Annotated in this window: 21 protein-coding genes and 1 tRNA gene; 8 read left to right on the forward strand and 14 right to left on the reverse strand. The window is 45.6% G+C overall.

Going from position 1 to position 23,727, the window contains the following annotated elements:
- Position 1: 1 nt before the first annotated feature.
- On the reverse strand, positions 2-883 hold the full coding sequence (locus tag CLC93_RS11155; RefSeq protein ID WP_095506060.1) for a 6-carboxytetrahydropterin synthase: 882 nt from the start codon (positions 881-883) through the stop codon (positions 2-4).
- Positions 884-995: 112 nt separating this feature from the next.
- On the opposite strand from CLC93_RS11155, the gene CLC93_RS11160 reads away from it, so the two are divergent.
- On the forward strand, positions 996-2,342 hold the full coding sequence (locus tag CLC93_RS11160; protein WP_095506061.1) for a dihydroorotase: 1,347 nt from the start codon (positions 996-998) through the stop codon (positions 2,340-2,342).
- A 60-nt stretch (positions 2,343-2,402) separates the two neighbouring features.
- Here CLC93_RS11160 and yejK read toward each other — a convergent pair whose 3' ends face one another.
- Entirely contained in the window at positions 2,403-3,446 is a 1,044-nt protein-coding gene (gene yejK / locus CLC93_RS11165; RefSeq protein ID WP_095506062.1) for a nucleoid-associated protein YejK, read from the reverse strand.
- A 75-nt stretch (positions 3,447-3,521) separates the two neighbouring features.
- Here yejK and CLC93_RS11170 point away from each other — a divergent pair, with 75 nt between their 5' ends.
- From CLC93_RS11170 to CLC93_RS11185, 4 genes are all read left to right on the forward strand, one after another.
- A complete protein-coding gene (locus CLC93_RS11170) occupies positions 3,522-3,740 on the forward strand; it encodes a DUF1414 domain-containing protein (RefSeq protein ID WP_095506063.1) in 219 nt (72 codons plus the stop codon).
- Between the two features lie 66 nt (positions 3,741-3,806).
- The gene (locus CLC93_RS11175; protein ID WP_095506064.1) at positions 3,807-5,585 is read left to right on the forward strand and encodes a DUF3413 domain-containing protein; all 1,779 of its coding nucleotides are present in this window, start codon (positions 3,807-3,809) and stop codon (positions 5,583-5,585) included.
- 109 nt (positions 5,586-5,694) lie between these two features.
- Positions 5,695-6,048 (forward strand): hypothetical protein, encoded by a 354-nt coding sequence (locus CLC93_RS11180; protein WP_095506065.1) that lies wholly within the window; start codon positions 5,695-5,697, stop codon positions 6,046-6,048.
- A 120-nt stretch (positions 6,049-6,168) separates the two neighbouring features.
- Positions 6,169-6,245, forward strand: a tRNA-Pro gene (locus CLC93_RS11185).
- Between the two features lie 720 nt (positions 6,246-6,965).
- On the opposite strand, the gene CLC93_RS11190 is transcribed toward CLC93_RS11185, so the two are convergent.
- The 4 genes from CLC93_RS11190 to CLC93_RS11205 all read right to left on the reverse strand — a co-directional run bounded on the left by CLC93_RS11190 (position 6,966) and on the right by CLC93_RS11205 (position 11,652).
- A complete protein-coding gene (locus CLC93_RS11190) occupies positions 6,966-8,096 on the reverse strand; it encodes a hypothetical protein (protein ID WP_095506066.1) in 1,131 nt (376 codons plus the stop codon).
- A gap of 441 nt (positions 8,097-8,537) precedes the next feature.
- Entirely contained in the window at positions 8,538-8,993 is a 456-nt protein-coding gene (locus tag CLC93_RS11195) for an Imm26 family immunity protein (protein WP_095506067.1), read from the reverse strand.
- Between the two features lie 122 nt (positions 8,994-9,115).
- Positions 9,116-9,700 (reverse strand): hypothetical protein, encoded by a 585-nt coding sequence (locus CLC93_RS11200; RefSeq protein ID WP_095506068.1) that lies wholly within the window; start codon positions 9,698-9,700, stop codon positions 9,116-9,118.
- A gap of 329 nt (positions 9,701-10,029) precedes the next feature.
- Complete coding sequence (locus tag CLC93_RS11205) at positions 10,030-11,652, reverse strand: tetratricopeptide repeat protein (RefSeq protein ID WP_095506069.1); 1,623 nt, start codon at positions 11,650-11,652, stop codon at positions 10,030-10,032.
- A gap of 667 nt (positions 11,653-12,319) precedes the next feature.
- On the opposite strand from CLC93_RS11205, the gene CLC93_RS11210 reads away from it, so the two are divergent.
- On the forward strand, positions 12,320-13,906 hold the full coding sequence (locus CLC93_RS11210) for a hypothetical protein (protein WP_095506070.1): 1,587 nt from the start codon (positions 12,320-12,322) through the stop codon (positions 13,904-13,906).
- A gap of 573 nt (positions 13,907-14,479) precedes the next feature.
- Here CLC93_RS11210 and CLC93_RS11215 read toward each other — a convergent pair.
- From CLC93_RS11215 to CLC93_RS11220, 3 genes are all read right to left on the reverse strand, one after another.
- Complete coding sequence (locus CLC93_RS11215; protein WP_141237381.1) at positions 14,480-17,776, reverse strand: P-loop NTPase fold protein; 3,297 nt, start codon at positions 17,774-17,776, stop codon at positions 14,480-14,482.
- Positions 17,777-18,297: 521 nt separating this feature from the next.
- Positions 18,298-18,537 (reverse strand): hypothetical protein, encoded by a 240-nt coding sequence (locus CLC93_RS17625; protein ID WP_141237382.1) that lies wholly within the window; start codon positions 18,535-18,537, stop codon positions 18,298-18,300.
- A gap of 386 nt (positions 18,538-18,923) precedes the next feature.
- The gene (locus CLC93_RS11220; protein ID WP_141237383.1) at positions 18,924-19,289 is read right to left on the reverse strand and encodes a hypothetical protein; all 366 of its coding nucleotides are present in this window, start codon (positions 19,287-19,289) and stop codon (positions 18,924-18,926) included.
- Positions 19,290-19,422: 133 nt separating this feature from the next.
- Between CLC93_RS11220 and CLC93_RS11225 the strand changes: the two genes are divergently transcribed.
- Positions 19,423-20,268 carry a hypothetical protein gene (locus CLC93_RS11225; RefSeq protein ID WP_095506073.1) on the forward strand — a complete coding sequence of 282 codons (846 nt, stop codon included), beginning with the start codon at positions 19,423-19,425 and terminating at the stop codon, positions 20,266-20,268.
- Here the strand turns inward: CLC93_RS11225 and CLC93_RS11230 are convergent.
- From CLC93_RS11230 to CLC93_RS11255, 5 genes are all read right to left on the reverse strand, one after another.
- On the reverse strand, positions 20,259-20,561 hold the full coding sequence (locus CLC93_RS11230; RefSeq protein ID WP_095506074.1) for a hypothetical protein: 303 nt from the start codon (positions 20,559-20,561) through the stop codon (positions 20,259-20,261). The genes CLC93_RS11225 and CLC93_RS11230 overlap by 10 nt on opposite strands.
- 59 nt (positions 20,562-20,620) lie before the next feature.
- The gene (locus tag CLC93_RS11235; RefSeq protein ID WP_095506075.1) at positions 20,621-20,863 is read right to left on the reverse strand and encodes a hypothetical protein; all 243 of its coding nucleotides are present in this window, start codon (positions 20,861-20,863) and stop codon (positions 20,621-20,623) included.
- Between the two features lie 88 nt (positions 20,864-20,951).
- Entirely contained in the window at positions 20,952-21,251 is a 300-nt protein-coding gene (locus CLC93_RS11240) for a hypothetical protein (protein ID WP_141237384.1), read from the reverse strand.
- Between the two features lie 369 nt (positions 21,252-21,620).
- Positions 21,621-22,004, reverse strand: a complete 384-nt coding sequence (locus CLC93_RS11245; RefSeq protein WP_245837150.1) for a hypothetical protein — start codon at positions 22,002-22,004, stop codon at positions 21,621-21,623.
- 355 nt (positions 22,005-22,359) lie between these two features.
- Positions 22,360-22,656 carry a hypothetical protein gene (locus CLC93_RS11255; protein ID WP_095506079.1) on the reverse strand — a complete coding sequence of 99 codons (297 nt, stop codon included), beginning with the start codon at positions 22,654-22,656 and terminating at the stop codon, positions 22,360-22,362.
- Positions 22,657-23,533: 877 nt separating this feature from the next.
- Here CLC93_RS11255 and CLC93_RS11260 point away from each other — a divergent pair.
- A complete protein-coding gene (locus CLC93_RS11260) occupies positions 23,534-23,704 on the forward strand; it encodes a carbon storage regulator (protein ID WP_095506080.1) in 171 nt (56 codons plus the stop codon).
- Positions 23,705-23,727: the final 23 nt, after the last annotated feature.

Consider the following 23,727-nt stretch of genomic DNA (forward strand, 5'->3'; position numbering starts at 1 on the left):
GTTACTCGTTGCTATGACAGGTCGCAATGGCACCCTTACCTATGCCTTCATAAGCTACTACTCGAACTTGCGAGCTTGGATGATTGTGGCTACTGACTCGAGCCATAAAGCCGGCCAATAATTCCACTGTGGTATCACAGGGTATGATGTCACAAATTGCTTTAGGAATCGCCAATTGGAACTCACCTTGCGGCGCTTGATAACAAAAACCCCAATGGCTATCAACCAAATGCGAACACGGTTCACCCAAAGTTAACACTTCCAGACTCACTTGGTCTTCTGAGGTGCCAAGGTAGATATCGCACCAACGTTCCGCCCAGTATTGTTCCTCAGAATCTGAGCGTTCGCCATCTAGGTAGACTTGAACTGGAGAGCGATGTCCGTGAGCGATGCGCTGACAATTACCATCGTGCTTTTTCAGCCCGTGGCTGTAATGATAAAAAGCGCCATCGATAGCTTCGCAATGAAACTCGAGCTCAAGTCCCTGAACGTTCTCAGGCAATGCCTGTAACAGGAGTTCGTGCAAGTGAGCATGCACGGCTTCTTGAGAGATCACCTCGGTATCAATCATGGCGTAGGCTTGCTCGGGACAAGCCAGGTGAATCGAGCCCTTTTCAGTGGCGAAATCCACGCACACCTGTTGGTCGCGACGCGTGACTTTGCAGCCAGCGCTGTTAACAGGCACGGCCAAGCGATGATCTACACTATCATCAATGACTTGCTTGATAATTTTTTTGACTTTGGCGAAGTCCAGCACCATATTTTGATGGTCCAGCGCTCCGTCAAGAGTGACATCGACCGACCAACTTTCCCCTACCATTCCGCGCTTGGCGCACAAGTAGGAAAAGTCGGCGACCGTAAGGTCCTTTACGAACAATTTCAATGGGTTCTCCTGGGCAGATAAACAGTCCACCCCAATAGGTTTCACAAAGTGATTCGGGTATTATAAGCGACTGACAACATGAGCTGAAACCAAAATAACAGTCAGGTACTTCATGAAAACCTTAATCCGCAATGCCCATCTAGTTAATCAAGGCCAAATTCTTCAACAAGACTTACTCATTGAAAACGGTCGAATCGCCCGTATTGACGCCGAAATCAGTGCCGACGACAACACCAAAGTGATTGATGCCAAAGGCAAATACTTGTTGCCAGGAATGATCGACGACCAAGTGCACTTTCGCGAGCCCGGTTTCCCTAATAAGGGCAACATAGGTTCAGAATCTCGCGCTTGTGTGGCTGGCGGTATCACCAGTTTCATGGAAATGCCCAACGTAAATCCGCAAACCACCACTTTGGAAGCGCTTGAAGACAAGTACGCGCTTGCTGCCACCAAAGCCGTCGCCAACTTTAGCTTCTATTTAGGCGCTACCAATGACAACCTTGAAGTCATTAAGGCGCTAGACCCGCATCAAGCCTGTGGTGTTAAGACCTTTATGGGTGCCTCTACCGGTAACATGCTGGTTGATAATATCCAAACCCTAGAAGGCATTTTCGCCAACTCGCCAACTCTAATTACCACTCATTGCGAAGACAGCCCGATGATCAATGCGCTTGAGGCGCAAGCGCGTGAGAAGTATGGAGAAGATGTGCCGATGGAGTTGCACGGTGAAATTCGCTCTCGCGAAGCTTGCTACAAGTCATCCTCCTTGGCCATTTCGCTGGCGAAGCAATTTGGGTCTAAGCTGCACGTGCTGCATTTGACCACCGCCGAAGAGCTCGACCAATTCGAGCCGCCAAAGTCCCTAGAAGACTTGAAGAACACCAATGTCACTGCGGAAGTTTGTGTGCACCACTTGTACTTCAACGACGAGTACTACCCGCGCCTTGGTAGCCAAATCAAATGTAATCCTGCGGTGAAAAAGCGCTCAGACCAAGAAGCCCTGATTGCTGCGGTAAACGACAATCGCATCAGTATTATTGCCACCGACCACGCACCGCACACCTGGGATGAGAAGCAAAACACCTACTTCAAAGCCCCAGCCGGTGTGCCTTTGGTACAACATGCACTGTTAAGCTTGCTTGAGCATTACCACAACGGCATTTTCTCACTCGAAAAAATTGTTGAGAAAACTAGCCACGCGGTGGCCGAGCGTTACCAGGTAAAAGAGCGCGGCTACTTGCGCGAAGGTTACCATGCGGATCTAGTGCTAGTGGATCTGGACTCACCTTACACGGTAACCAAAGAAAACATTTTGTATCACTGCAACTGGTCGCCGTTTGAAGGTCATCAGTTCCAATCTCGCATCGCCGCCACTTGGGTTAACGGTCAGCTGATGTGGGACGGTCAAAACCTAGTTAGCGACAAGCTTGGCGAGCGTTTGGCCTTTACTCGCGACTGATACATACGGATTCGCTAGGTTACACAACTAAAACAGGCGCCAGTTGGCGCCTGTTTGCGTTTAGTCGCTGCCTTTTAAGCGACGTTCAAGCTGGTCTTTGAGATTCGGCGGAATGCCTTTGATCATCAAAGTATCTTGGTGAGGGTTGTAAATCACTCGCTCACCCAAATGAATCGCATCAAAGCTCACCGACACGCCAGCACCGCTGCCAGAGAACTTTTTCAGCTGACGCAAAGTTGACTTGTCGCCATCGAATTCATCTTCAAGGGCATAGTCGCCATTATTGGTAAAGGCGTAAAAGTCATCCAAACCCGCTTCGGCCAATTGCTCGGACAGCTCAGGCAGTTTTAGCGACTCGCCCTTGTCTACTTGCTCGCTGGCGTAGCTAAACAGATTATCGCGTACCTGTTGGCGCTCTTGTTTGTCTAGCTCGCTCTCAGCCACACAATCTTCCACTGCCACCATCAACGACTTGTTTTGCGCCTTAACGTTAATACCCTCGGCGCAGCCCATGAAGTCCAAGAAGAAGTCCGCAACCTTGCGACCGGCACGACCTTTGACAAAAGAGATGTACTTGCGACTGTCGGCATCAGCATCCCACTCAGTCAGATTGATGCGAGCCGCTAATTGCAAATTGCTCAAGTCCAAGTGGTCATTTTGGTGCAATTCCATGTCATCGCTAACGGTTAGCGAAGGCTTGGCGCTTAACAGAGCAACGAACAAGTAATCATTGGCGGTGTGGTTGTAGCTCGACAGCAACAAAAAACCACCGGTGGCAAAGTCGTACTTAGACAACTCGCTTTGCAGCAACTCACCGGCTTGGCGGCTAAAGTCGACAAAGCCTAAGTTACCTTGGCGGTATTCGCGCAGGGCTTCTTTGAACGCCGTATTGGCTTCAACTTCTGGGTCGCTCTCCCCTTCGGGAATGCCGAAGTAACCATAGCCTTTACCAGGCTTAGCGGTATAAATTCTGTGCAGTTCTTCGAGCGTGGTAGTGAGTGCCTGACTGTCGTTCAGCGGTTGAGGTCGCATACGACACACCAGCTGGCCCTCGCCTTGGCTAACAATTGCGTGAATGATTGCAGTTTCGACTTGAATACTCATAGGCGCCAATAGTGATGTGGTAAGAATTTCGGTATTATAGGCGGCTATTATCCACTAAAGCGAAGACATGTCACTATGGCGTTAGTATCTAAGTATTCCAACGAGCAGGTTGAGGCCTTGGTCAACGGGGTTTTACAACATCTTGAGCAACAAGAAGCTCCGTTGGATCTCAGCATTATGGTGCTGGGCAACAGTATCAGCCACTTACTCAACACCCGCGTCGCTGCCGAGCAACGTCAAGCACTGGCTCAGCAATTCGCCCAAGCCCTGCAACAATCCCTATCCGATAATTAATGAAATTTCGCCCCAATAGCACTATGGTATTGGGGCAAGCGCATAATAATTAAGGATTATTCAGCGATGCTGAAGCAAGACCAACAGCTCAAGCGAGAGCGCACTTCTTCTCTGATCAACTGGGGCCATTGGTTTGCCTTTTTCAATGGTCTGCTAGCCTTTGTGATCGGCTTTCGCTATTTAGCGGATTCCGGCTCGCCCGAGGGGATCCTAGGTTGGGGTTATTTTTTAATCTCAAGCTTTGGTCACTTCGCTTTCTTGGCGTTTTTAGTTTACGTCTTGTTTTTATTCCCGGTAACTCTATTACTGCCCTTTGCCGGTTTTCTAAGGGGGTATGCCGCGCTAGTGGCGACCATAGCCCTGAGCGTGCTCTTGTTCGACGTACAAGTGTTCAAAGCCTACGGCATTCACCTAAGCCCGTTTGCTTTTGACTTGGCTTACGCCGATCTCAATCAGGTCATCAGCCGTACCAACGCGGCTTTAACTTTGGCGTTTATCATCACCATTGAACTGGTGGCGGCCAATTGGATTTGGCGGCGCATCAACAAGATTCAGAAAAAGAATTTTGGCAACAAAGCCATCGCGGCGGTCGCCGTGTGCTTTTTTGGCTCCCACTTGATTCACATATGGGCAGACATCAGTCAAGAAACTCGAATTACTCGCCAAGATGTACTGCTGCCTTTGAGTTACCCAGCCACTGCCCGCTCTTTCATGGCAGAACACGGCTTTGAGCAAGACAACACGCAAATCACCGATGCCAGCATCAGTCAATTGAACTATCCGCTAGAGCCACTGCAGTGCCGCGGTATGGCCAAGCAGCCGAATTTACTAATGGTAGTGGTCGACGGGTGGCGAGCGGACATGGTAAATGCTGACACCATGCCTTTCTTTAGTGATTACGCTCAGCAGAACCGCAGTTTTAACCAGCACTTTGCCGGTGGCGGACGTTCAGATACCGGCCTGTTTAGCCTGATGTTTGGTCTACAAGGCAGCTATCTAGACGCTGTTGTCGCTGATGACACTGTGCCCGTGCTCAACCAAGTGTTTGGCGATTTGGGCTATCAACTCAACCTGTTTAGTGCCAATCCCTACGACATTGGCTCGCGCTGGTTTGAAGGATTTGAGGTTCACCCGTTAAGCCCATCCATCAACCAAGCCGACAACGATAAACAGCTGATCAAACGCTACCAGGACTGGCAAGCGCCAGCGGATGCGCCTTGGCTTAATATGGTACGCCTAAGCGGTCCTGCAAGCTACGACACGCCCGAAGGCTTTGTCGGGATAGCCACGACTGCCGCCAGCGCTGAGCTGAATGTGGCCGAGCGCATTCTATTCAACCAGTATCGCCAGGCGCTACGGGCGTTGGATAAGCGTCTCGAGGAGCTATTAAGTCAACAGGCACAAGATACTCACGTGATAGTGACCGGTATTAATGGTTTGGTGTTTAGTAGCGATGCCACCATTAACCGCCGTGATTTGTCACCGGCCTCGGTACACGTGCCATTGGTAGTTAGCTGGCCGAACAGCCAGCCTGATGCCATTGACTACGCTACCTCGCACCACGGGATCGTACCAACACTGCTTAGCCGAGCGGCGCTGTGCGACAACCCAGCCAGCGATTACAGCTCCGGCAGTGACCTTTTACAACGTCAGAAAAACGCTTGGGTTTATGCAGGGCATCAGCGCAACTTTGCCATTTACCAACCCAATCGCATCACTTTGATAAACCGCCATGGTAACTACCGTATCTTTGATACCCAGTTCCAGCGCCAGCGCGGTGCGCGACTCCATCCCAAACCCTTGATGGAAGTGATGAATGAGGGACAAAGGTTTTACGACCGATAGAGTTCACAAAAGCCGGCATTGATGCCGGCTTTGTTTTTTGTGAATCAGCAAGCGTTCAGCTTGATGGAAATAAAATTCCTAGCCAAACAATTCTCGTTGGAATCCAATCGTGTCCAAGAAAATATTGCTGATGGTGCTAGGCGCCCTGTTCTTGTTGGGGTGCGGTGTGGCAAGTAACCAACCCAAGCCTATTTCTAAGCCAGAATCCGCCAAGGAAACTCTGCTTTGTAAATTCTACTTCGAGGATTTTGGCCGAATTACTGCTAGCAGCCAGCTGGCCAATTTGTTTGAAGGTCTACCTCAAGGTAAAGACTATTCGCCAGGTGCGTTGCCAAGCATTAAACCGCACCAAGCTTATTGCATAAAAAGCGGCAACTCGATGCTGTTTGAGTCCGACTTAGGCAAACTTTCTGACCAAGGCTGGAAAGTGCAAGATGCTGAAAACGGGGTATTTTGGCGTTAGATCCAAAGCCAAAGGCCAGACGTTTAATAATTGGGCAATCGGCTGAGGCTTGTTTGACACAGAATAGCCGGTGACTTAACATGCTCGAGCGCTCTAGAGAGACTCTCTCTACACACAAATCGGAACGTAGCGCAGCCTGGTAGCGCACCGTCATGGGGTGTCGGGGGTCGGAGGTTCAAATCCTCTCGTTCCGACCAAATTAAAGCCGCAGCCTGAAAAGGTTTGCGGCTTTTTCACATAAAAAAGTCAGAGCATAATTTTAACCTGAAGACTAATCTGTGGGCTAGTCGGGTCAAATCGCAATTAGTTTTGGCTCTGTAACAGGCCTACCTGCATTCGGATTTGGTAACCGACATTCTCTGTGGTATACCAGATTCTACCGTTACCTCCTAGAAGACAAATGTCCACCTTCCGAGTTTTGGCCAATTTTTTTACAGCGGTTAAAGCTGAAAAAATGGTATACAAACTCCAAGGTGGAGTAATCTGGTCGCCAAGTTTGTATAGTTTTCAAGCTGGTATGACTGGTATTAACCTTTCCAACCAATTGTTCTGATATATCCAACAAAGCACACCGGGCAGCAGCAAACGGCCAAGAGCTGCCATTTCTTGCTGTCAAACGATAGAAAACTGTTTATCATGTTAGTAAGAGTAGGAAAAAAATTACCAATTATTCTATATCCATCAAGAACATCGCTTTGTCACAATGGAAGCCAAGTTTTCTCTGAATATTTTTCGCCTCTAATTCGCCTCACCGCCTTTAAGGCTTTGCCACACTTCTAATATTTCATATGCTGAACATTTACACATCCGAATAAAAATAGAAAAGTTAGGTGTTAGAGCTGGTTAAATCACAATGAAAACTGAACGTCTAACTAAGAATCTGTACCAGCCCAATTAGTTAACCACTAGTGGTCTAGCTAATGATTACACGCAGCGACCTCTTCAAATTTAACCCAAGTGATCTCATCAATTTTATTGTATCTGTAGCTATTAACCCAAGTCATGTCGAATGGGTTAAAGTTCTTCATTACCGATATTGGTTTGTTTCCGAAAAAGAATCCATCAGCATATTTTACTAATTCCCCTTTCCATAATACTTTTATGTTGGGCTTAGAAACATCCTCGACATAGCCCATTAGATTCCTATTGTAGCTGCAAACCTCGTCGCCCCGCCTCAGTTTCGCATTAGCTGAGCTCCGAGTATTCCACCTAAGTTCATTAGCAAGATTTTCTAAATCTACACTGGCTTTTTTCAATTTTTCAATTCTAGCTAATTCTTTTTTCTTTGCTTTTTCTTCTTCTTCCTGCTGAATTTTTCGGGCAATTCTATCTTGCTCTCTTTTGTGTATGTTCTGTCCGAGCTCAAAAGCTTTTAGTAACTGATATTTATAAATGGCCTTTAATTCAGCTTCACCAAGAATAGAAAGGGATATGCCTTGTATATTGTCGCCTTGTTTCTTATCTTTTATTGCTCTGACATCATATACGTATAAAGGAAAATCACTATCGTTCGCAAGGCAGACGAAATGTGGCATTAGTGAAATATATTGAGAATGCAAACCTTTTCGCTCATTTGAGTTTATGTTTGCATCAACATTAAGAATATCTTTCAATGCATAAATTTCGAATCTCCCACCATTGCGCCAACCCCGACGAATAAAGCTTTTAGTATCTTCTGTGCTAAAACCTCTCTTCTCCGGCAATAAACTCTGTTGCCGCAACAAATGCTCCAATTCAATATTCCAATAATCTTTTCCTTTCACTCCACCTAATGTAGCACAATGCCTTGGGAGCTTTTCTTTATAATACTCAAGTTGTCTATACGCAAAGGAACCTAACCAATGAACATATTTTATACCACGAGTTTCGGCAATCTGACCGTTGTGAGCGAGAGCTAACGAATCGACAACTTGTTGAGGGGTTGCTTTATTTGAAATCAATGAATTAAGGTTTCGACTTTGCTCAGAATTAATACCAACAGTACAACCAGAAAGATTGAATACAATAAAAACAAAAGCTAGCCCTTTAACCGAACGACAACCTAACATCTAACCACCTTTTAACGCTTTTACTACAAAGTTAAAATAATAATCACGCCAAAGCTGGGAATAGGATAGTTATTTTGGAAAACAATATAAGAGTCGTGAGGCTTGTCACACCAAAAGAAACGTACATCTGCTAATGGCAGCGCCACTCGTTATAAATGTAGATACCCGCACGCCCAATAAAGTAAAAATAGCTTAACGGACAAGATTCAAGGGTAAATTTACCATTTTTAACCGAAGTTAAAGGTAGAAGTTAGACCACCAGTAATGGCGGCCTGCCATAGTAAGCATGCAAGCGAACGACTGCTTAGGGCCAAGCTTAGCCTCGCTATGCCACCAAAAAGGTCTTCAAGAGACCTTCGACTAGTAGTTTTCGTTCGCACAATATTCTGGCGACGAGTGGAGTATGGCTACTAAATGATCTGAGCGTATTCAAATAGCTTTTTAAGCTCTCGAATTCGCCAATAGTGACATGGACCACTTGCAAGATCGATCTTCACTTAAAGCTATAAGCCTGTCCTCAACATGAGTTTTATCCCATACCGCTGCACACTCTAAATTAAGACAGTCCTCACGAGTTGCCTGTACCTCAACACCCGATTTGACGATAGAAAATGACTTTGCGATTTGATCAAATTTGTAGAATTCGGGCTCAGCTAAGTCGAGTTTTGAAATGTCGATGCTACCTACTTTCGGCCATCCTTTGCTACCTAGTGCATATTTCATCACCCAAATTTGAAACCCTATATTTCCAAAGAGGCTCTCTGAAACCACTTGGGGGCTCTGATAAAAACTGCCACTAAACGCAATCAACGGGTTAGATACAACGACACCGTATGTAAATAGCCCGTTTGCTAGTTCAATTTCTACAACTTTACCCTGTTCAAAATTCTTAGCCATGCGTCCTAAATCTAATCCATTGGTTAAATGCTCTTTTTGAAGAGCCTATACTATTTTGGCCAAAATACGAACGACCGCTAAGGGCCACATATCGACAGCTCTGTAAGAAGGCATACTGGGATTTAATTAATCTCGTCCTTGCGGTTAAGGATAAAGCGACTCTTAATCCTCGAAAACCACAAGCTAAAATCGTCCGTGTTTTCAGGATGCTCTAGTCGAGCAAACGTAGCCTGGTAGGTAGTCTCAAAGCCGCCGTAATTCGACGTAAACCTGTTCACAAACTCCCTTGTTCCAGCTAGAAGTATCGACTCATCGATGTGTATGAACCAATCTAGTTCCGCGTCAAAAATATAGATGCCCTCGCTCGGAAGAAGCTGTTGAGATACTTCCACTTGGGAGTCGACCAACGACTGCCAAGAAAGCTCTAACTCAACAACGGGCCTGAAACCCTTTTTACTCCCAGAGCCAGACATAAGAGCTTCCCAGACCATATAGATGCGATTGCTGGAGTGAAGTGATTGAATAGTTTTTCGAAGAGCCTCAAACTTCTTTCTATCTATCCAGGATATAGCCTCAGAGTTCTCTTCTGCAGGCCACAAAAGAGCTGACCAATTATCCCGCAAGGCGAACTTCGGGAATGTAAAAGTCGCTTCGTCATAGATACTATTTGTCACGACTTTTAAAAGGTTGAGGGGGTTACGTTCCATTCTTCGTTGCCCTATGAAATCGACTCTCAACGAACTGATTTATAAATGAGCATACAACTAACTTGTCATGTTTTCGAATGGCCGATTAGGGCCAAGCTAAGCCTCATCATGCCACCCTTGTCTAGGACATGCGAACATCGGCCAAAAGTAGTCATTCACTGTCTTAGTGCAACAGCTTTGATTCCTTTAATAGAGGCGCTTGCTGCACAAACAGACGCAAAAGTCCATGGAACAGTTTTCAATTCAAATGAACAGTCGTAACTTTATCGGAGGTTGCCAAGGCAAAAGAAAAGCGCCTTTCAGACGCTTTGTCGCTGTTTCTTGGCATGCTAATAAGCTGAGCTTGACCCTTCATACTTGCTTAGCTTTTTCTTCTTGTCGAATTCTTTTATCTCTGCATCCATACGTTCTTTAAATTCGTCCACGTCATAATATAGGATTACCTCGCTGTTCTCCCACTCCTTTTCTAGTTTGATTATGACGCCGTTCTTTTCCCAAGTATGGGTAAGGTAGCCTAGCTTTATTGAATCAAAAACGTAGGTAGTTTCACCATATTTTTCAGTCAAGAGTTCTTTGATTTCTCTGAAGAATTGGAGCGACCGCGAGCCGAACTCGTACTGAATTTGCGCTAAATAATCGCCAGATGACCCATAGCCACTGCTATCAGAGCTGATCGAATAAAAGACGAGCATTCTTTCAGAACTCTGCATTAGGTTGCTAGAAAAGTAGGTGTCAGCCCAATAGTTATAGTCCTCTCTAATTGCCTGTGCGCCAGCCTCCTTTATTTTTTCGCGCATCTCAGCTCTAGTGGCTCCATACAGTTTTAGGCCAAACAAAACTGGGGAGTCCTGGTTTCTCAGCTTAATTTTCTCTCTTTTTTCGAGCTCCTCTAGTTGGCTTTTAGCAAATCTGTTGCCAGCATCTATTGCTAATTGAAACAACTCCTTGGCTCTGCGTATGTCAGTCTCGCCTCCCTGCCCGTCGCGATAAAGTTTTGCCAACCCCTCATAAACAAGATGAGTGGGCCTTTCAGAGAGCGCTTTCTCGTACCAGTATCTGGCCTTTGCGTAGTCCACTTCAGCGCCAGTGCCTAACGTTAGTATATGCGCCACGTGATAATAGGCTCTTGACTCGCCCATATTCGCAGCTTGCTTAAGATACTTATAAGCCTCGTTCGGGTTCCTTGCTCCCCCTTTGCCATTTCGTAATAAATAACCGAGCATATATGCTCCGTAGCTGCTATTTTGGTCGGCGGCCTTCCGATACCATTCACGAGCTAAGGAGTAATCCGGGTCTCCGATGTTCCCTTTCCTGTATAAGTCTCCCATGTGTACTTGAGCCTCTGCGTGACCGGCATCAGCGATGGGCTTCCAAACGTCAATAGCTTCGGAGTACCGGCCGAGTAGATATAGACCTCCCCCTTTTAGGGTCTCTTTGCCAAAGATTTTGTCTAGTTGGTTCTGGCTGTACAAGTCGCCCGACTCTGCGGCTTCTTTATACCAGTAGATGGCCTGCTTTAAGTTGGGTTTGACGCCTAAGCCAGAATAAAACATATCGCCGAGCTCTTTCTTGGCTCTAGTATTTTTTTGGCTTGCAAGCTTCTTAAACACCTCCAAGGAGGGCTTGTAGTTTTTGTTTTGTTTGGCCGACAGTGCAATCTGAAGCTGTTCTTCTGCGGCTTTATTGTATTCGGCGCGACGGGTTGTTCCTGCTTTATAGAGCATTTCTAGGCTTTGTAAATTGCTCCCCCTGTCTCGCTCAATCTTTGCCAGGTAGTAAAAGCCCTCCAAGTCGCCCCTCTCGGCTATCGCCCTGCAAACAGCTTCTGCTGTCTCCTTTTTTCCTGACTTGTAGTACTTTGAGCAGGATTGAGCAGTAGGGTTTTCAAGGGGGGCGACTGCGCAGCCGCACAACATGGTTATTGCGGCTAGGCCTACAGCTGTTTTTTTCATCCTTTTAAATCCTGCTTCAAGTGTTTGTTGTATAACGATTTGGCCATTCAATTGTTAATTCACAGTAACAATTGAATGGCCAAAGTAAATAGCAACAGCTAAGGAATCTCCATTCCTGTGATGGATATTGAGGTTTGTCCGGCAGGCGTTTTAAGCGGGTGCTTTAACTGCCTTGTGTAGGCAACAGAAAGCACCTAACGCGCTCTACATTTTCCGTCTTTTTGATAGGGCCGGTGAAAAAAAGGGGGGGGCGACCTCCGACCACCGGCCAAGAGTGGTCATTCATTGTCTTAGCTAATCCAGTCTTAAAACCCATAGCAAAAGATCGAGATAAATGATTTAAATGCCATTCCGATTAGCCTGTCGATTAGTAAAAAATGACAGGAGAGAATCAGATTGGAAATAAACTGACTGGCTGTGTACCTAGGAGCGCCGGTACTCGTGATAGAGATTGTCACGACCACATTTTAACTACCCCGTTTTTTTACCAAATACGCTTCAACAAGCAAAACTAAATAAATAACAACGCCCTATACCTACGCTTAATTGAAGGAGGACTTATATAACCCTTGACGTCGATCAAAGAATGTAACGCTACTATTGGAATAATAGTGCCTTATGCGGCAGGGATTTACCGTTTGCCTAACTGAAGAACAAGGAATTGTTGATGTATTCAAAAATCAGGCTAATTTTACCGGCCGCACTTACACTCCTCTTAACCGCGTGCTTTGAGTCAGATGATTCTAAGGCACAAAAGCTCTTGGTGAGCGCAATAACAGCCCATCAGCAAGCAACCAATCACGAGAGCACCAGCGAATTAAGGCTCAAAAGTTACCAGCAGACATTCGACAAGCTGAGAGAGCTTCGAGAGACTTACCCAAACGCAACCCCAACCTACGAACTACTAACTGACCAAGTTTCACTAAACGGTGTCAAACTTAGTGAACTTAAAATCGAACACAACAACTACCTCTCACAATTGCGAAAAGAAAGAGAGGAGCAAATCAGGCAACAACAAGAAGCAGAAAAGCGCAAAAGATTTTATTCGAACCCCGCCCTGGCCTACTTTAAAGTCAAAACCAAACCCTTTTATGACTCAAGGGAGATGGACGATGAAGCAAAAATAAATCTAGTTGGGAAACTCTTTTTTCTTATCAAAGAGCTATTGGGGAGCCATGATACGCTCACTTTCCGGCCAATCTTTCAACTTATTGAGCCTATTATTCAATCAATCGAAGACCGTCGAAAAAAAGAATCACTAGCAACTAAATTCGAACTCTATTATGCAATCTTCATTGATGACGAGCACGCGACTAAGACGCTTGAAAAATACTCAGACCCATCAGCGCTCGACGAAGCACATAGAGACGAACTAGCTCTTCTCTCTATAGCGTTTCATCACCGTAACCAGTCTGATAAAGTCCGATCCGTGCTTAACAAGATGAGGATAAACGCAAAAGAAAACAGATGGTGGAACGGCGGGCTTGTATTTGCATACATGCACATCGACCCTGAAGCGGCGGTTCAGCTGGCAATAGAATCTGCCAGAGCCGCACTAGAATCTTTCAACTTCAGAGGCCAGTCTGAATTTTCGCCATACGACACATTCTCTCCCTTCATAGGTTGGGAACGACGCCCTAAATACAGGGAGCTTTACAAAATATTGATTGTTGGGATAAATAAAGCGTTTACTGAGAATTACCACAAAACTAGCCCATACAGCCCCAATATGGACCGGGGCAAAAAAGAGTTATATTTAAGACTCCAGCAAATAGACAGGCGAGACTTGGCTGAGCGATGGGCTCCCTCGACCCCTTATTGCGCCGATGACGAAATAATCTCTGCCCTTAACTGCGCAAACCAAATCGCGGTGTTCGACATCCGCACCACTACACGAAAACGCGAGTTCAGAAAACATCTTGAACTTGCCAAAGAAAACCAGCACTTTAAAAACGAACAGGATGAGACAAGAATCCTGTTGGGACTGGTAGAAGCAGGAAGAGTGAAAGAAGCTAAAAACTTTCTATTTTTCTCTTCTGAGCAAGCAATATACTCCCATCTAGTTTGGTTGGAAACTTATAAAGCCGATTGGAGAAAGGCCAAACAATACCTAGCGATGGCAGAACCTGGAACAGCATCCAGAAACCTTTGGGACACTACCCGACTTCTATACGGTGGCGACATAGCTGAAACCGATACAGAAGAGTACATGGAATATCTCTACGGACTATTTCTTAAGTTCGAAAGCACTTAAACACAGTGCTATGTGCTCAAGGGCTAGAACATACAAAAACCTCTACTCATTTGAGTTGAGTTTTTGTGTATTGTCAAACAATGACTAATACGTTTGGAATATACCTACGAATAGTTAAAACATCTCTGCGATGCATAGCTCAAGTCCAAATGCTCTTAAGCTTTGCTACACATTTTAAACTATCCACTCTTTCTACCTTATTGACAGGAAGAGTGTGAAATAAATAGGTAAGTGAACGGCAGCTAAGGGCCATATTTGGCCCCGCAACTATGTCCACTTGCAAGAAATTTAGTCAGGGCATGTGAGGGATTGTTTCAGCAAAAGAAAGTGAAGGACTGACTTATCGCCAGCCCCCCTGATTAACTATGCCGTTCGCTCACCCGTTGAACTCACAGCCAGACCGAGCCTCACTTTGCCATTGTAGTCTCAGTAATAGGAAATTAAGGGAGCAATGAATCCCCTCCGCCTCACAACAAATTGAGGCGCCACAAGGCTAATAAAGCACCCACTTAATAATCGCCAATTTTTGTTAAATGGTAATCCCCCCGATAAATAACAGAGGCAAAAAGAGCGCTATACGATGCTCTCTTCCTTGCTTCTTTTTTTAGTGTTTTTACCGGCGATTCTAGCACCCCTGCAATGGACTTTGTTCAAGCGAGGGAATTCATCCTTTGAGCCTTTTAAGAACTCCAGGAATACTGATTTATTCCGAGACGTCCAACTATCTAAGGATAACTTTTGCTTATCTAAACGCTCTTTCACTTCGGCAGATTCACCAGCCGAGTTCTCGTACAGCATAATTAGATTTGCTTCATCATTTTCATTCTGAGGTAGAATAATTGTAGAGTCACTAGGGAACTTTGACATCAGTATATACTTATCGTCGACCCCAACACTGGATAGATAGTATTGCGCTGTAATAGCTCTATGCACCTTTCCAAAGGTTGCTACCTTTAGTGCATCGAGCAGATCAGCAAGCCAACTAGATTCACACTCTCTAAAGAACGACGGCGAGTTATTTACATAGTCTAGCAATGCATCGGAAACGACCGCGTTAGCTCCCTTAAGTCTTGTGTTCGAGGATTTAAAGTGTCTAACAAATGCCTTCTCTGAGCCTGTAGGGGACTTAAATAGCCCCACACAATCTTCTGGTACTTCATAGTTACTTTCGAAGGCTGAAAGTAGCTTCTTGGCAAACTGTTTATTCGACCTACTACCAAGTACATCTTTAACAAATTCAGGGGCATAGTGTTTTACACTATCGCTTTTCACGTGAGTCTCCCATCCTGAAACCCAGCCAATAATTAAGTCAGGCTCCCCCACAGCTGCTTTCAACACTCCATAGTGACGAATAGCTAGTTCATTAATGGAAAGTACGCCTACCTTACGGCCCAAAATACATCTCTTTACAGAGTCATTGATTAGTTCAGCAATCCCATCTCTATGCATGCCGTTTAGTATATTGTTAAAGCTTTCTATGAACGGAATATATCTAGCGATATCCAGTCCTTTGCTTTCATATTCTGTAAAGATATGCCTATAGCTTTCGAAGGTGTTCCAGTCCTGATGCTGAATAATATGTGACAAGGTTTGCGCCAGATACTCCTGCTTTCGCTCGTGACTCATAAGTTCACAATTGCTAATATACTCTTGACAGTAGTTCGTGGTACGCCAGCTTGTATCGAAAGGTAGCGCATAAAAATCGTCATTTTTGATTCTCATATTAAATTCATGATGATTCAAAATAACCAAGTCTGAAGCTGGTCCGTTTTCACCAGAACTATCAAAATCCCCTACTCTTAGGAATTTTCCAATCACTTGGAACAAACTCGATTCTATGGGGTTGCCATTTGCATCAACATTTGCCTTAAGTATCTTTAAGGCCTGACCGCTATTCTTGATACACTTATCCAAGTTCCACTCAGGGAAGTCCTTCCTATATGGCCAAATAAGCTCAACGAAAATTTCAGAGTTACTAGTCAGTTGAGTGAGCGCTCTGGGTTTCTTGTTGGCTAAGACCCCTATCCTATAAAGTAAGTTAAGCTCATCTTTTTCTATCGAATTCTTATCTCTGGAGTAGTTTCTGGCCTTCCTATCAATAGATTCAAATAACGAATTAAGGCTTTCATTACTGACTTCAAACCCATGTTCGCTTAGTTTTTCTAGTGCACTCAGCACAGAAGTAAGGTTTTCTGACGAATATATATAGGACTCATTGAATACTATGTTTATTTCTTTAAGCCACCTATCTATCCAGGCCGAAGACTCATCGAAATCAAAAATTACCATTTCCTCTGCCGTGAACAAAACCTCCTCTATAGGGCACTCAGAAATCATTTTCTTACACACGGTATCAAATCCAAAAGTATCCTTTTTACTTAGTATTTCATCAACATCTCTTCTTTTAATTGCGGCTTTGAGAGGTTCAACAAGCCATTCGCTCATTGCAATATTTTGCGTAGATTGGAAATGTATACAAATTAGCGACATTGACCACTTCGTGTCAGAAAAGTTTTTCCTCATTAACCGCTGAGATTCGTAAGCAGCTTTTTCAGCTCCCTTCACCGATACTCCTGCTGAAAATCTTTGCATAAGTATCTTAAAATCGACACCAAGGTATCTTACCGACATATAATAGTACGCGGCGATTATGGGACTGACTTTATCAGGACTGCATTTTATTGTACTGATAATACCATTCAAATACTGCTTTAAAAGACGAGGGGTTATCTTGACACCATGGCTTCCACACCAAACTTCCAACAGGTCTGCTACAACATCAATCTGCTCATCAGTTAAATCGTGTTTTATGAAAGATTTTTTGAAAAGCTCATTAAACGCCTCTCTCCAGCCAGCGCTCACTATGGGAGAAACCCAAAACCTAACAGGAAACTGCTTTGTAACGGACTCTCTTCCCACTATAGGATCATCAGAAATCGCAGAAGAGATTTGTGATGAAGAAAACGGAACAATTAACCGGAAATTACTGACATTGCTAGATATAAACAACTCTATATCACTCCAGATATCTCTAACCTTTTCTGAATCGGATACTCTATCTAAGTTATCAATAACAAGAACATAGTTAATGTTTTTAGGGATTTTGTTAGAAAACACCTCAAACGCTTGTTGTAACTCAAGACTTCCAACCTCTCGGTTAACTAGCAACGTTTCGCTGATCCTATCGGTGGAATTTCTTTTTAAGAGATTCCCAAAGGTGCTTTTTCCAAGCTTTCTACAAAACTTATATTTTTGGGCCAGCCAGGGGGCGCTAAGTAGTTTTATAGCTAGCAAGAATAGTACTGGCGAAAACAGAATGAGAAAACTCGAAGCTCCAGCCAAGTCGAAAGAGGATGAATTCACACCCCGCAGAGTATTGATTGTTAGGGAAAGACTTTCGAGAGCAGGCTTTAAAGCTTGAGTTGAGAATAGTAACAGCAAGGCAAAAACCGCCGTTGCGCCGGGTATACTACTATGGGTAGTCTTCTCATAATCAAATTGATTGCCCAAAGCTACACTCTGAGCTTCCCTAATCTCCTCGGCATTTTCCTGACCATCAATACTCGCAATGGATTCGGCCAAAGTTGTCACTAAAGCCTTTTTAGTCGCAGAATGTTGGTATTTTTCAACATCAAAAGTAGTAAAAACGTACCCTTTTTCTGCGAGCATTTTTTCGGTTAGAGCGATTACTGTTGACTTACCTGAGCCAAGGTCTCCCTCCAAACAGATATTTTTGATCTCTGGCTGGGTCTCAAATGTCTCAGCGATTTGAATCGCTACGTAGCTATGACTTCCTCCCTTAAAATCATCACTACTAGATGGCTGTTCCAAGAGAAATTTCATTTCAGACTGCTCAACTTCTTTAGACACTTCATCATCCTAAACTTGCACAAAGACAAGGAACGATTTAACCACCCAATTTCGTCACTAGCAAGCAGATAGATCAATCTATGAGAACATCAAGAACTTTATCGGTAAGAGTCTGATATATATGAGAACTATTGCTACTTACTGAAATCAATACAGCAATGAAATAAGGCCCTAATAAGCCCAGACGCCTCCTCAAATCTTTGCTTGATCCACTAAGTAAGCGTAAGACGAAAGTCTTTGGAACAAGGACTGCCTTATGCGTAGCCAAACTAAAGCGAAGCGGAAGTTTGGCGGCGCGGCGCAAATGCACGGTGTCCCGTGCCAAAGGGGAAATTGGTTTCGCTTAAGCGAAATTCATCCGAGTCTGCAAAGCAGAATCGGATGAACCAGCGAGTTTCGCCAGAAACGAGAAGCGTTGAAAGGTGCGAACGACTTCGGTACGAAGCGCACCGTCATAAGCGGCAAATTTGCCCTTTGGTACGGGGCATCGCCCCGTGCATTTGCGCCCATGCTTTAAAACGCTAGAGCGAAGCTCGTTGAGTCATCGCGTTGCAGCGCAACATCAGCGATGACGGGCGTTTTGGAGCATCAATCGAAACCGGCGAAGTCCGGTTTTGGCTGCCCACGATAGTGGGTATTTGGCGATAGCCTATCTCAGAAACAATCCAGGCTTGGATTAAGCGTTTCTGGCATTGATTCTGTGAACCAATGCTCGCTAACGAAGCGCTGTTCCACGCAGACAAGTTTCTGCATAACCGCATTTTTTACTCACCTTTTGTTTGATGCCATCATGACCATGCTTTAACACCTCGCGCGAATCATGGGTGGTGAGACCTGGCCAGGCCCACCCCAAGTGAACCGTTGAAGCACCAAGGCGGCCGCCGGCTTATTTAATATTTAAAAGGAAGAGGAAAAAAAGTATTACGAAGCGACGATCACAACACCGCTTTGAATCAACGGTTACGGGCGCTTCAGGAAGAAGGGATTTGCGATAGGAGACTTTAGGCGTGAGAGCCATACTAAAGCCCAACCAACAACTCATCTCGAGCACTATCAGCGCAACTAACTACTTGGCAGCTGATAACTCAGTGTGCGGGGATTTCGATAACATAGAAAAGCTTGGCCGAAGCCAAGCTTTGTAGTTGCTTTAGTTATAACGTCGATAAAACATCGCCTCTTGCACCAGATAATCCAAATCATGCTCGGCCAGATACGTTTCCAGCCAATCCACAATCGGCGAATAGTACTGCTCCAGTAGTTGGTCACAGGCATGACGGCGTTCATAACGCCAATAGGCATAGTCGTTACCGAGCCAGGCTAGCATTGCGTCATCCGTAGCAAGCGCTTGAGCCTCCTCAATCGAATTAGCTCGCCAGCGTTTGAGCAAAGGCAGTGAGCTATCCCCTACCCGTCCTAACTGATAGGCCTCAAGGTGCGAGTTAATCGCAGTGACCACTGGCTCAAAACCTAAGCCTTGCACCAAGGTTTCTGCCGTTAGCGGTTTATCCATCACAAGTCTTCTCCTTATTCGTTATGGCTTGCATGGATAACAAGGCTCGATGGGGGAGAATTTTAAGAAGAGCGGTCAAAGTTTGTTTGGGTAGTGACTAGGTATGAGCTCATCCATAACCAAAAGTGAGACTCTCATGTCTAATCAAACATCGGATTTGCGCGTTGAGTATGAGCGCTACCTACAAGTCCCCCACCAATATCAAGAGGCCCCCAGTAAGTTCTACACCGGTAAAGTGCGAGAAGCGGCAACGCTCAAGCTTTTGGCGCGCTTTCACATTACGTCACCAACGGTCATCAGTTGGTATTTCGACATATCGAGAAACCTAGCGCTGATACATTTAAGCGTTCTGGTAAAAAAAGGGTTGTTAGTTAAAGTGCCAACCCTACGCTCGCCTGATGGGCGGGTTTACATTCTAAGTTACAGCGGCGCACAGCAAGCGGAACATCTGACCCAGTTGCCGGTTTACTATCGCTCTGCCCCTCAGCCGCAAAAGCTGATTAACCTCAATGCCGTTACGCACGACTTAATTTGCAGCGTGGTGTGTCTGATGGGCACTCGAGAAGCCCGAACGGATGCCAAATGGGACGGGTTGATTGCCGAGCGAGAGGTCAATCGTTTGTTCAAGGGCACCGGTCTTCGAGTGGTTGATGCGTTGGTACAGGAGGAGGATAAACAAATTGCAGCCATTGAGATGGAGCATTCGTTTAAGAGTAAGCAAGTTCGCCAGGGGATTTTAGTCAAGTACCTCGCGGCCTTAGAACAAGGCGCTTATGACAAGGTGTTCTTGGTCTCTCAGTCTAAAGGGATCCTGGACGATGCCCGACGTTTGAACGACCAGTTGATAGCGGAGATGCTCGCACGCCCCGCCAATGCTCGCCATGGGGTGAGTATTACTGAAGAGCAAGCGCAGTTGCTGCAAAAAGCCTTGGTGTATCGCAGCGCCTTTTGTGAGGAGATTGAGAGTCTTTTCTATCGATAGCCTAGCCATTTGGCCAGTTGCGTTAACTGATGGCCGGCGGCGGCAATTAAGTGCGTGGGTCCGTAAAAAATAAAGTAGGCCATAATCTCTTTCCAACACTCCTTGCCGCCGGCACGTGCTCGCGCTCTGCGATATGGCTCAAAGCTCAGAGCAACGCCTAAGTTCCAAAGGGCAAAGACCAGCTCACCGGGCTTTGAATCGAAGTAGGTAACCAATGCATCGAAGATAAAGTTCAGCAGGATGTAAGCCACCAAGGTGGGTAACCAGGGCTTGATGTCATCGGGCCATTTCATTCATCACTCCTTTGAACTCACTAGGCTCATCCGTTCTTCTCTGGGTTGAGTGATTGGGCCTAGTCATCATCCTCGATAAACGCGACAACCACATCCGCATCAAACCCGTAGCCGTAAAGGTTGAAAGCCTGAATCAATTGCTCTCTGTCAAAGCTCTCGCCTTGGGAGGCGCTCAATCGGGTGATGACTTGGGTTAAAAACTTCAAAAAGGCGTAATCTTGAGGTGTGCCAAAGTACTCCCCCACTTCAGCCACCCAAGCTTTTGCCTGCCTGAAATGGCTCAAAGACATCACTTCATCCATCTTTACACCTTTATCGATTGTCCATTGATATGAATAGCTTACGGGGCAATAGCCCCGTTGCCTAGGAGTGCGCCTGGTAGTCAGCGATTCAATCAATCCAGATGGGACGGCGGGTGTACTCGGTTAAACGCACATAGTGGTCAACAAAATCAAAGAGCAGCTCACGCTCGCGGTTGTTATCCACGCAAGCCTCTAATCGGTCGGCAATCACTTCCGATAATTGGGCATGGTTAAAGTTCGGCATGCATTCATCGGGGACCCAATCGCCGTACATGACCTCTTCCAAAATGTTAGAGAGTAGTAAGGCGTTGAGTCGCACTCGCTCTAAGCGAGATTCCAGCAAATAGTGAAGGTGGGCGTCGGGTGCTCGTTTGTATAAATCGGTCATGGCAAAGCCTGTCAAAGTCATCGTGCGACATTGCACATCCATACCTAGGAGTGAGTGTGGAGAATCTGCGTATTCCATTCAGCGGAAAAAGAAAAACGGACCGCTATGAATAGCCGCCCGTTTTCCGTTTTTGCTCTTGTCAGTTTCATCGAAGCATCAACCATAACGCTTTCGTATGGCCAAGCCTGTGACACGGGCCAGCGCGTCACCTTCTAGTGACGCCGCACGTCCTTAGCGACATCCACTGCCCTTGGCCGGCAGTCAGACTTTGTGAAGTGATGATTGAGCGCCTCAAGTCATTAATTGTGTTCTTTTGATACCTAGGGACTGTCAACGGAAAAAAGCGAAACCAAAGTTTCGCTTTTAGTTTTAGAGTTGCTCGATAAGCGACAACCAATACGCTTGCGCGACCTCAAAGTATGGCTCTGGCGGTAAGCCAAATACGGCTTCAAACTCCTGCGCGAACAAGCCACAAAAGGAGCGTATCTCATCAATGTAAACGAGTAAGCACAACACCATCTCATCACCTTCAAGATACCGTCCACTAAACTCATCGTGCGCTTCGAGTATTGCTTTACTAATGCTAATTCCCAGTATTCGCCCATCCCCTGCCCGATGCTGGTAGATGTATCGGTCAAAGGAAAACTGGCGTTGGCCTTCATCATCTGTGCCATGCCGGCAATACAGCAACACCGTACTGACATCATCCCAAGGTGACTGGCTCGCGCGCTTGTACTCTCTTAGAAACTGCACGTCAGCTCCCATCTATACTCTCCCATATGTTGGTCCTCACATAGACCTAGGAGCGCAGCGGGGAGAATAAGGAAGACCGAGTCAATTGGTCGATGGGTTGAGACTAGAGTCAGCTTTCCGTTCGCAAGGCAGTGATTGCTCGAGCTGTTTAAGCTTGGCCTTTAACACTCGAATCTCTCTTGCCTGGGCGTCAAGTTGCGTCTTCAGTTGTGTGGTCTCGTTTTGAAGAGTATCAGAAAACAACTGTTGGCCAAGGGCTCCCCCTACCAAGAGGCCTAGGATAACTACGACGACTTTTATTGATTTAGAGTTCATTTCGGTGAATCCTTTTCCGGCTAATTGCTACAGGTGTGTTCTACCACTCATCAAAACCGCCGCTGGAAAACGTGTCGTCTATACCTGAGCTAAATGAATCATCGACCCCGCAGCCAAATGAATCGTCGAAACTGGATGTGCCAAGGCTGTCATTCATACTGCTATCCATCAAATCATGACTGGAATCAGTGCCATAAGGATTACCCTCAACATCAACACCTCCAGTGCCATCGACCATTGGCAACCCGTTGGCGGGGTTGATGGCATTGTCATCCACTGACGAAGTCGCTGATGAACTATCGCCAAAGACGTCGCTAAGCCAATTGAAAATACCCATGATTCCTCCTTGAAGTTCATCACTAATCATTGAGCAACGCTCAAATCACTTGCATGGTCAGAGACACAAAAGATACTTCTGTTCTCTGACTACTGCAGTTATTCAGACGATAAAACAGTCAGTTAGGAAGTCAATGAGTGCACCTTGGAATGCGCTAAAAGAAAGTTGAAACAGACTGAGCTAACGACGTTTGTACCATTGCCAGAACTCCATCGGCAACATGCAGGCTCGCCAAACGCCATAGAGATAAAAGTACGCCATGAATCGCTTCCAACAATGCGGCTCATTATGTTTTCGAAGGCTTTGATAGTAAGGGGTAATGCCGAACCCAGCGAAGGCTGAAAACAGAAGCCACAGCGCTACACACAGTTCGAAGCTATGCCTTAGAGCTATTGGTAAAACAACCGCAAGGTAGAGAAATGCTATTACGATTGACGCCAGCCATGCTCGGTACTCTGCTGTAATTCTCATTGATAACTCCGGAATGTCTACCCAATGAAACAATGATGCTAAGTCTTTTGAAATGAATCCATGCCATCTTGCACGAAAAAGTTTTCTCTTCAATGAGTGCGCAGATTACGCGAACGAGAGTTTGGTGGTAGGCTATATTCCTTCCCTATTTGAAGCTGTTATCTGGCGATGTTTTTAACATGAGAGCTCTTAAATAAGGGCTCGCTTGCTGCGGTGATTGCCGAAAGTACTTTTGGCCAACTATGAGAAAGGTTTCGTCTACGTAATGGCAAGCCGGTTCAACAACTGGGACTAAAACAGATATGGAGTCTCATACTTTCGAGTGATTTTTTACACAACGGCATACAAGTAAGTGACCCTAGTCTACGCTCAATTGGAACCATCCAAACAGCAAAGGAAGTGCACCATGTTAAAACTAACCCGCCGTGAGCAAGAGTCCATTAGCCTTTTCATATACGACATGGAGATCAAAGTACTAGTAGTTCAGATAAAAGGTAATCAAGTGGGACTTTGTTTTGAAGCGCCACAAGAAGTTGAGATACTCAGAGAAGAACTCATCGAAAGGTGGAGCGACTGACTACTCAGTATGTTTCGGTTCTA

The sequence above is a fragment of the Paraferrimonas sedimenticola genome (genome assembly GCF_002282855.1).
GTDB lineage: Bacteria > Pseudomonadota > Gammaproteobacteria > Enterobacterales > Shewanellaceae > Paraferrimonas > Paraferrimonas sedimenticola.

What these genes read in the sequence shown, in the direction of transcription:
- CLC93_RS11240 (WP_141237384.1), bottom strand. Translation starts at nt 21,251, where the DNA reads ATGACCGATTTATACAAACGAGCACCCGACGCCCACCTTCACTATTTG.
- CLC93_RS11255 (WP_095506079.1), bottom strand. Translation starts at nt 22,656, where the DNA reads ATGGGTATTTTCAATTGGCTTAGCGACGTCTTTGGCGATAGTTCATCA.
- CLC93_RS11175 (WP_095506064.1), top strand. Translation starts at nt 3,807, where the DNA reads ATGCTGAAGCAAGACCAACAGCTCAAGCGAGAGCGCACTTCTTCTCTG.
- CLC93_RS11225 (WP_095506073.1), top strand. Translation starts at nt 19,423, where the DNA reads ATGTCTAATCAAACATCGGATTTGCGCGTTGAGTATGAGCGCTACCTA.
- CLC93_RS17625 (WP_141237382.1), bottom strand. Translation starts at nt 18,537, where the DNA reads ATGCGGTTATGCAGAAACTTGTCTGCGTGGAACAGCGCTTCGTTAGCG.
- CLC93_RS11205 (WP_095506069.1), bottom strand. Translation starts at nt 11,652, where the DNA reads ATGAAAAAAACAGCTGTAGGCCTAGCCGCAATAACCATGTTGTGCGGC.
- CLC93_RS11230 (WP_095506074.1), bottom strand. Translation starts at nt 20,561, where the DNA reads ATGAAATGGCCCGATGACATCAAGCCCTGGTTACCCACCTTGGTGGCT.
- CLC93_RS11200 (WP_095506068.1), bottom strand. Translation starts at nt 9,700, where the DNA reads ATGGAACGTAACCCCCTCAACCTTTTAAAAGTCGTGACAAATAGTATC.
- CLC93_RS11260 (WP_095506080.1), top strand. Translation starts at nt 23,534, where the DNA reads ATGTTAAAACTAACCCGCCGTGAGCAAGAGTCCATTAGCCTTTTCATA.
- CLC93_RS11210 (WP_095506070.1), top strand. Translation starts at nt 12,320, where the DNA reads ATGTATTCAAAAATCAGGCTAATTTTACCGGCCGCACTTACACTCCTC.
- CLC93_RS11190 (WP_095506066.1), bottom strand. Translation starts at nt 8,096, where the DNA reads ATGTTAGGTTGTCGTTCGGTTAAAGGGCTAGCTTTTGTTTTTATTGTA.
- yejK (WP_095506062.1), bottom strand. Translation starts at nt 3,446, where the DNA reads ATGAGTATTCAAGTCGAAACTGCAATCATTCACGCAATTGTTAGCCAA.
- CLC93_RS11195 (WP_095506067.1), bottom strand. Translation starts at nt 8,993, where the DNA reads ATGGCTAAGAATTTTGAACAGGGTAAAGTTGTAGAAATTGAACTAGCA.
- CLC93_RS11170 (WP_095506063.1), top strand. Translation starts at nt 3,522, where the DNA reads ATGGCGTTAGTATCTAAGTATTCCAACGAGCAGGTTGAGGCCTTGGTC.
- CLC93_RS11160 (WP_095506061.1), top strand. Translation starts at nt 996, where the DNA reads ATGAAAACCTTAATCCGCAATGCCCATCTAGTTAATCAAGGCCAAATT.
- CLC93_RS11235 (WP_095506075.1), bottom strand. Translation starts at nt 20,863, where the DNA reads ATGGATGAAGTGATGTCTTTGAGCCATTTCAGGCAGGCAAAAGCTTGG.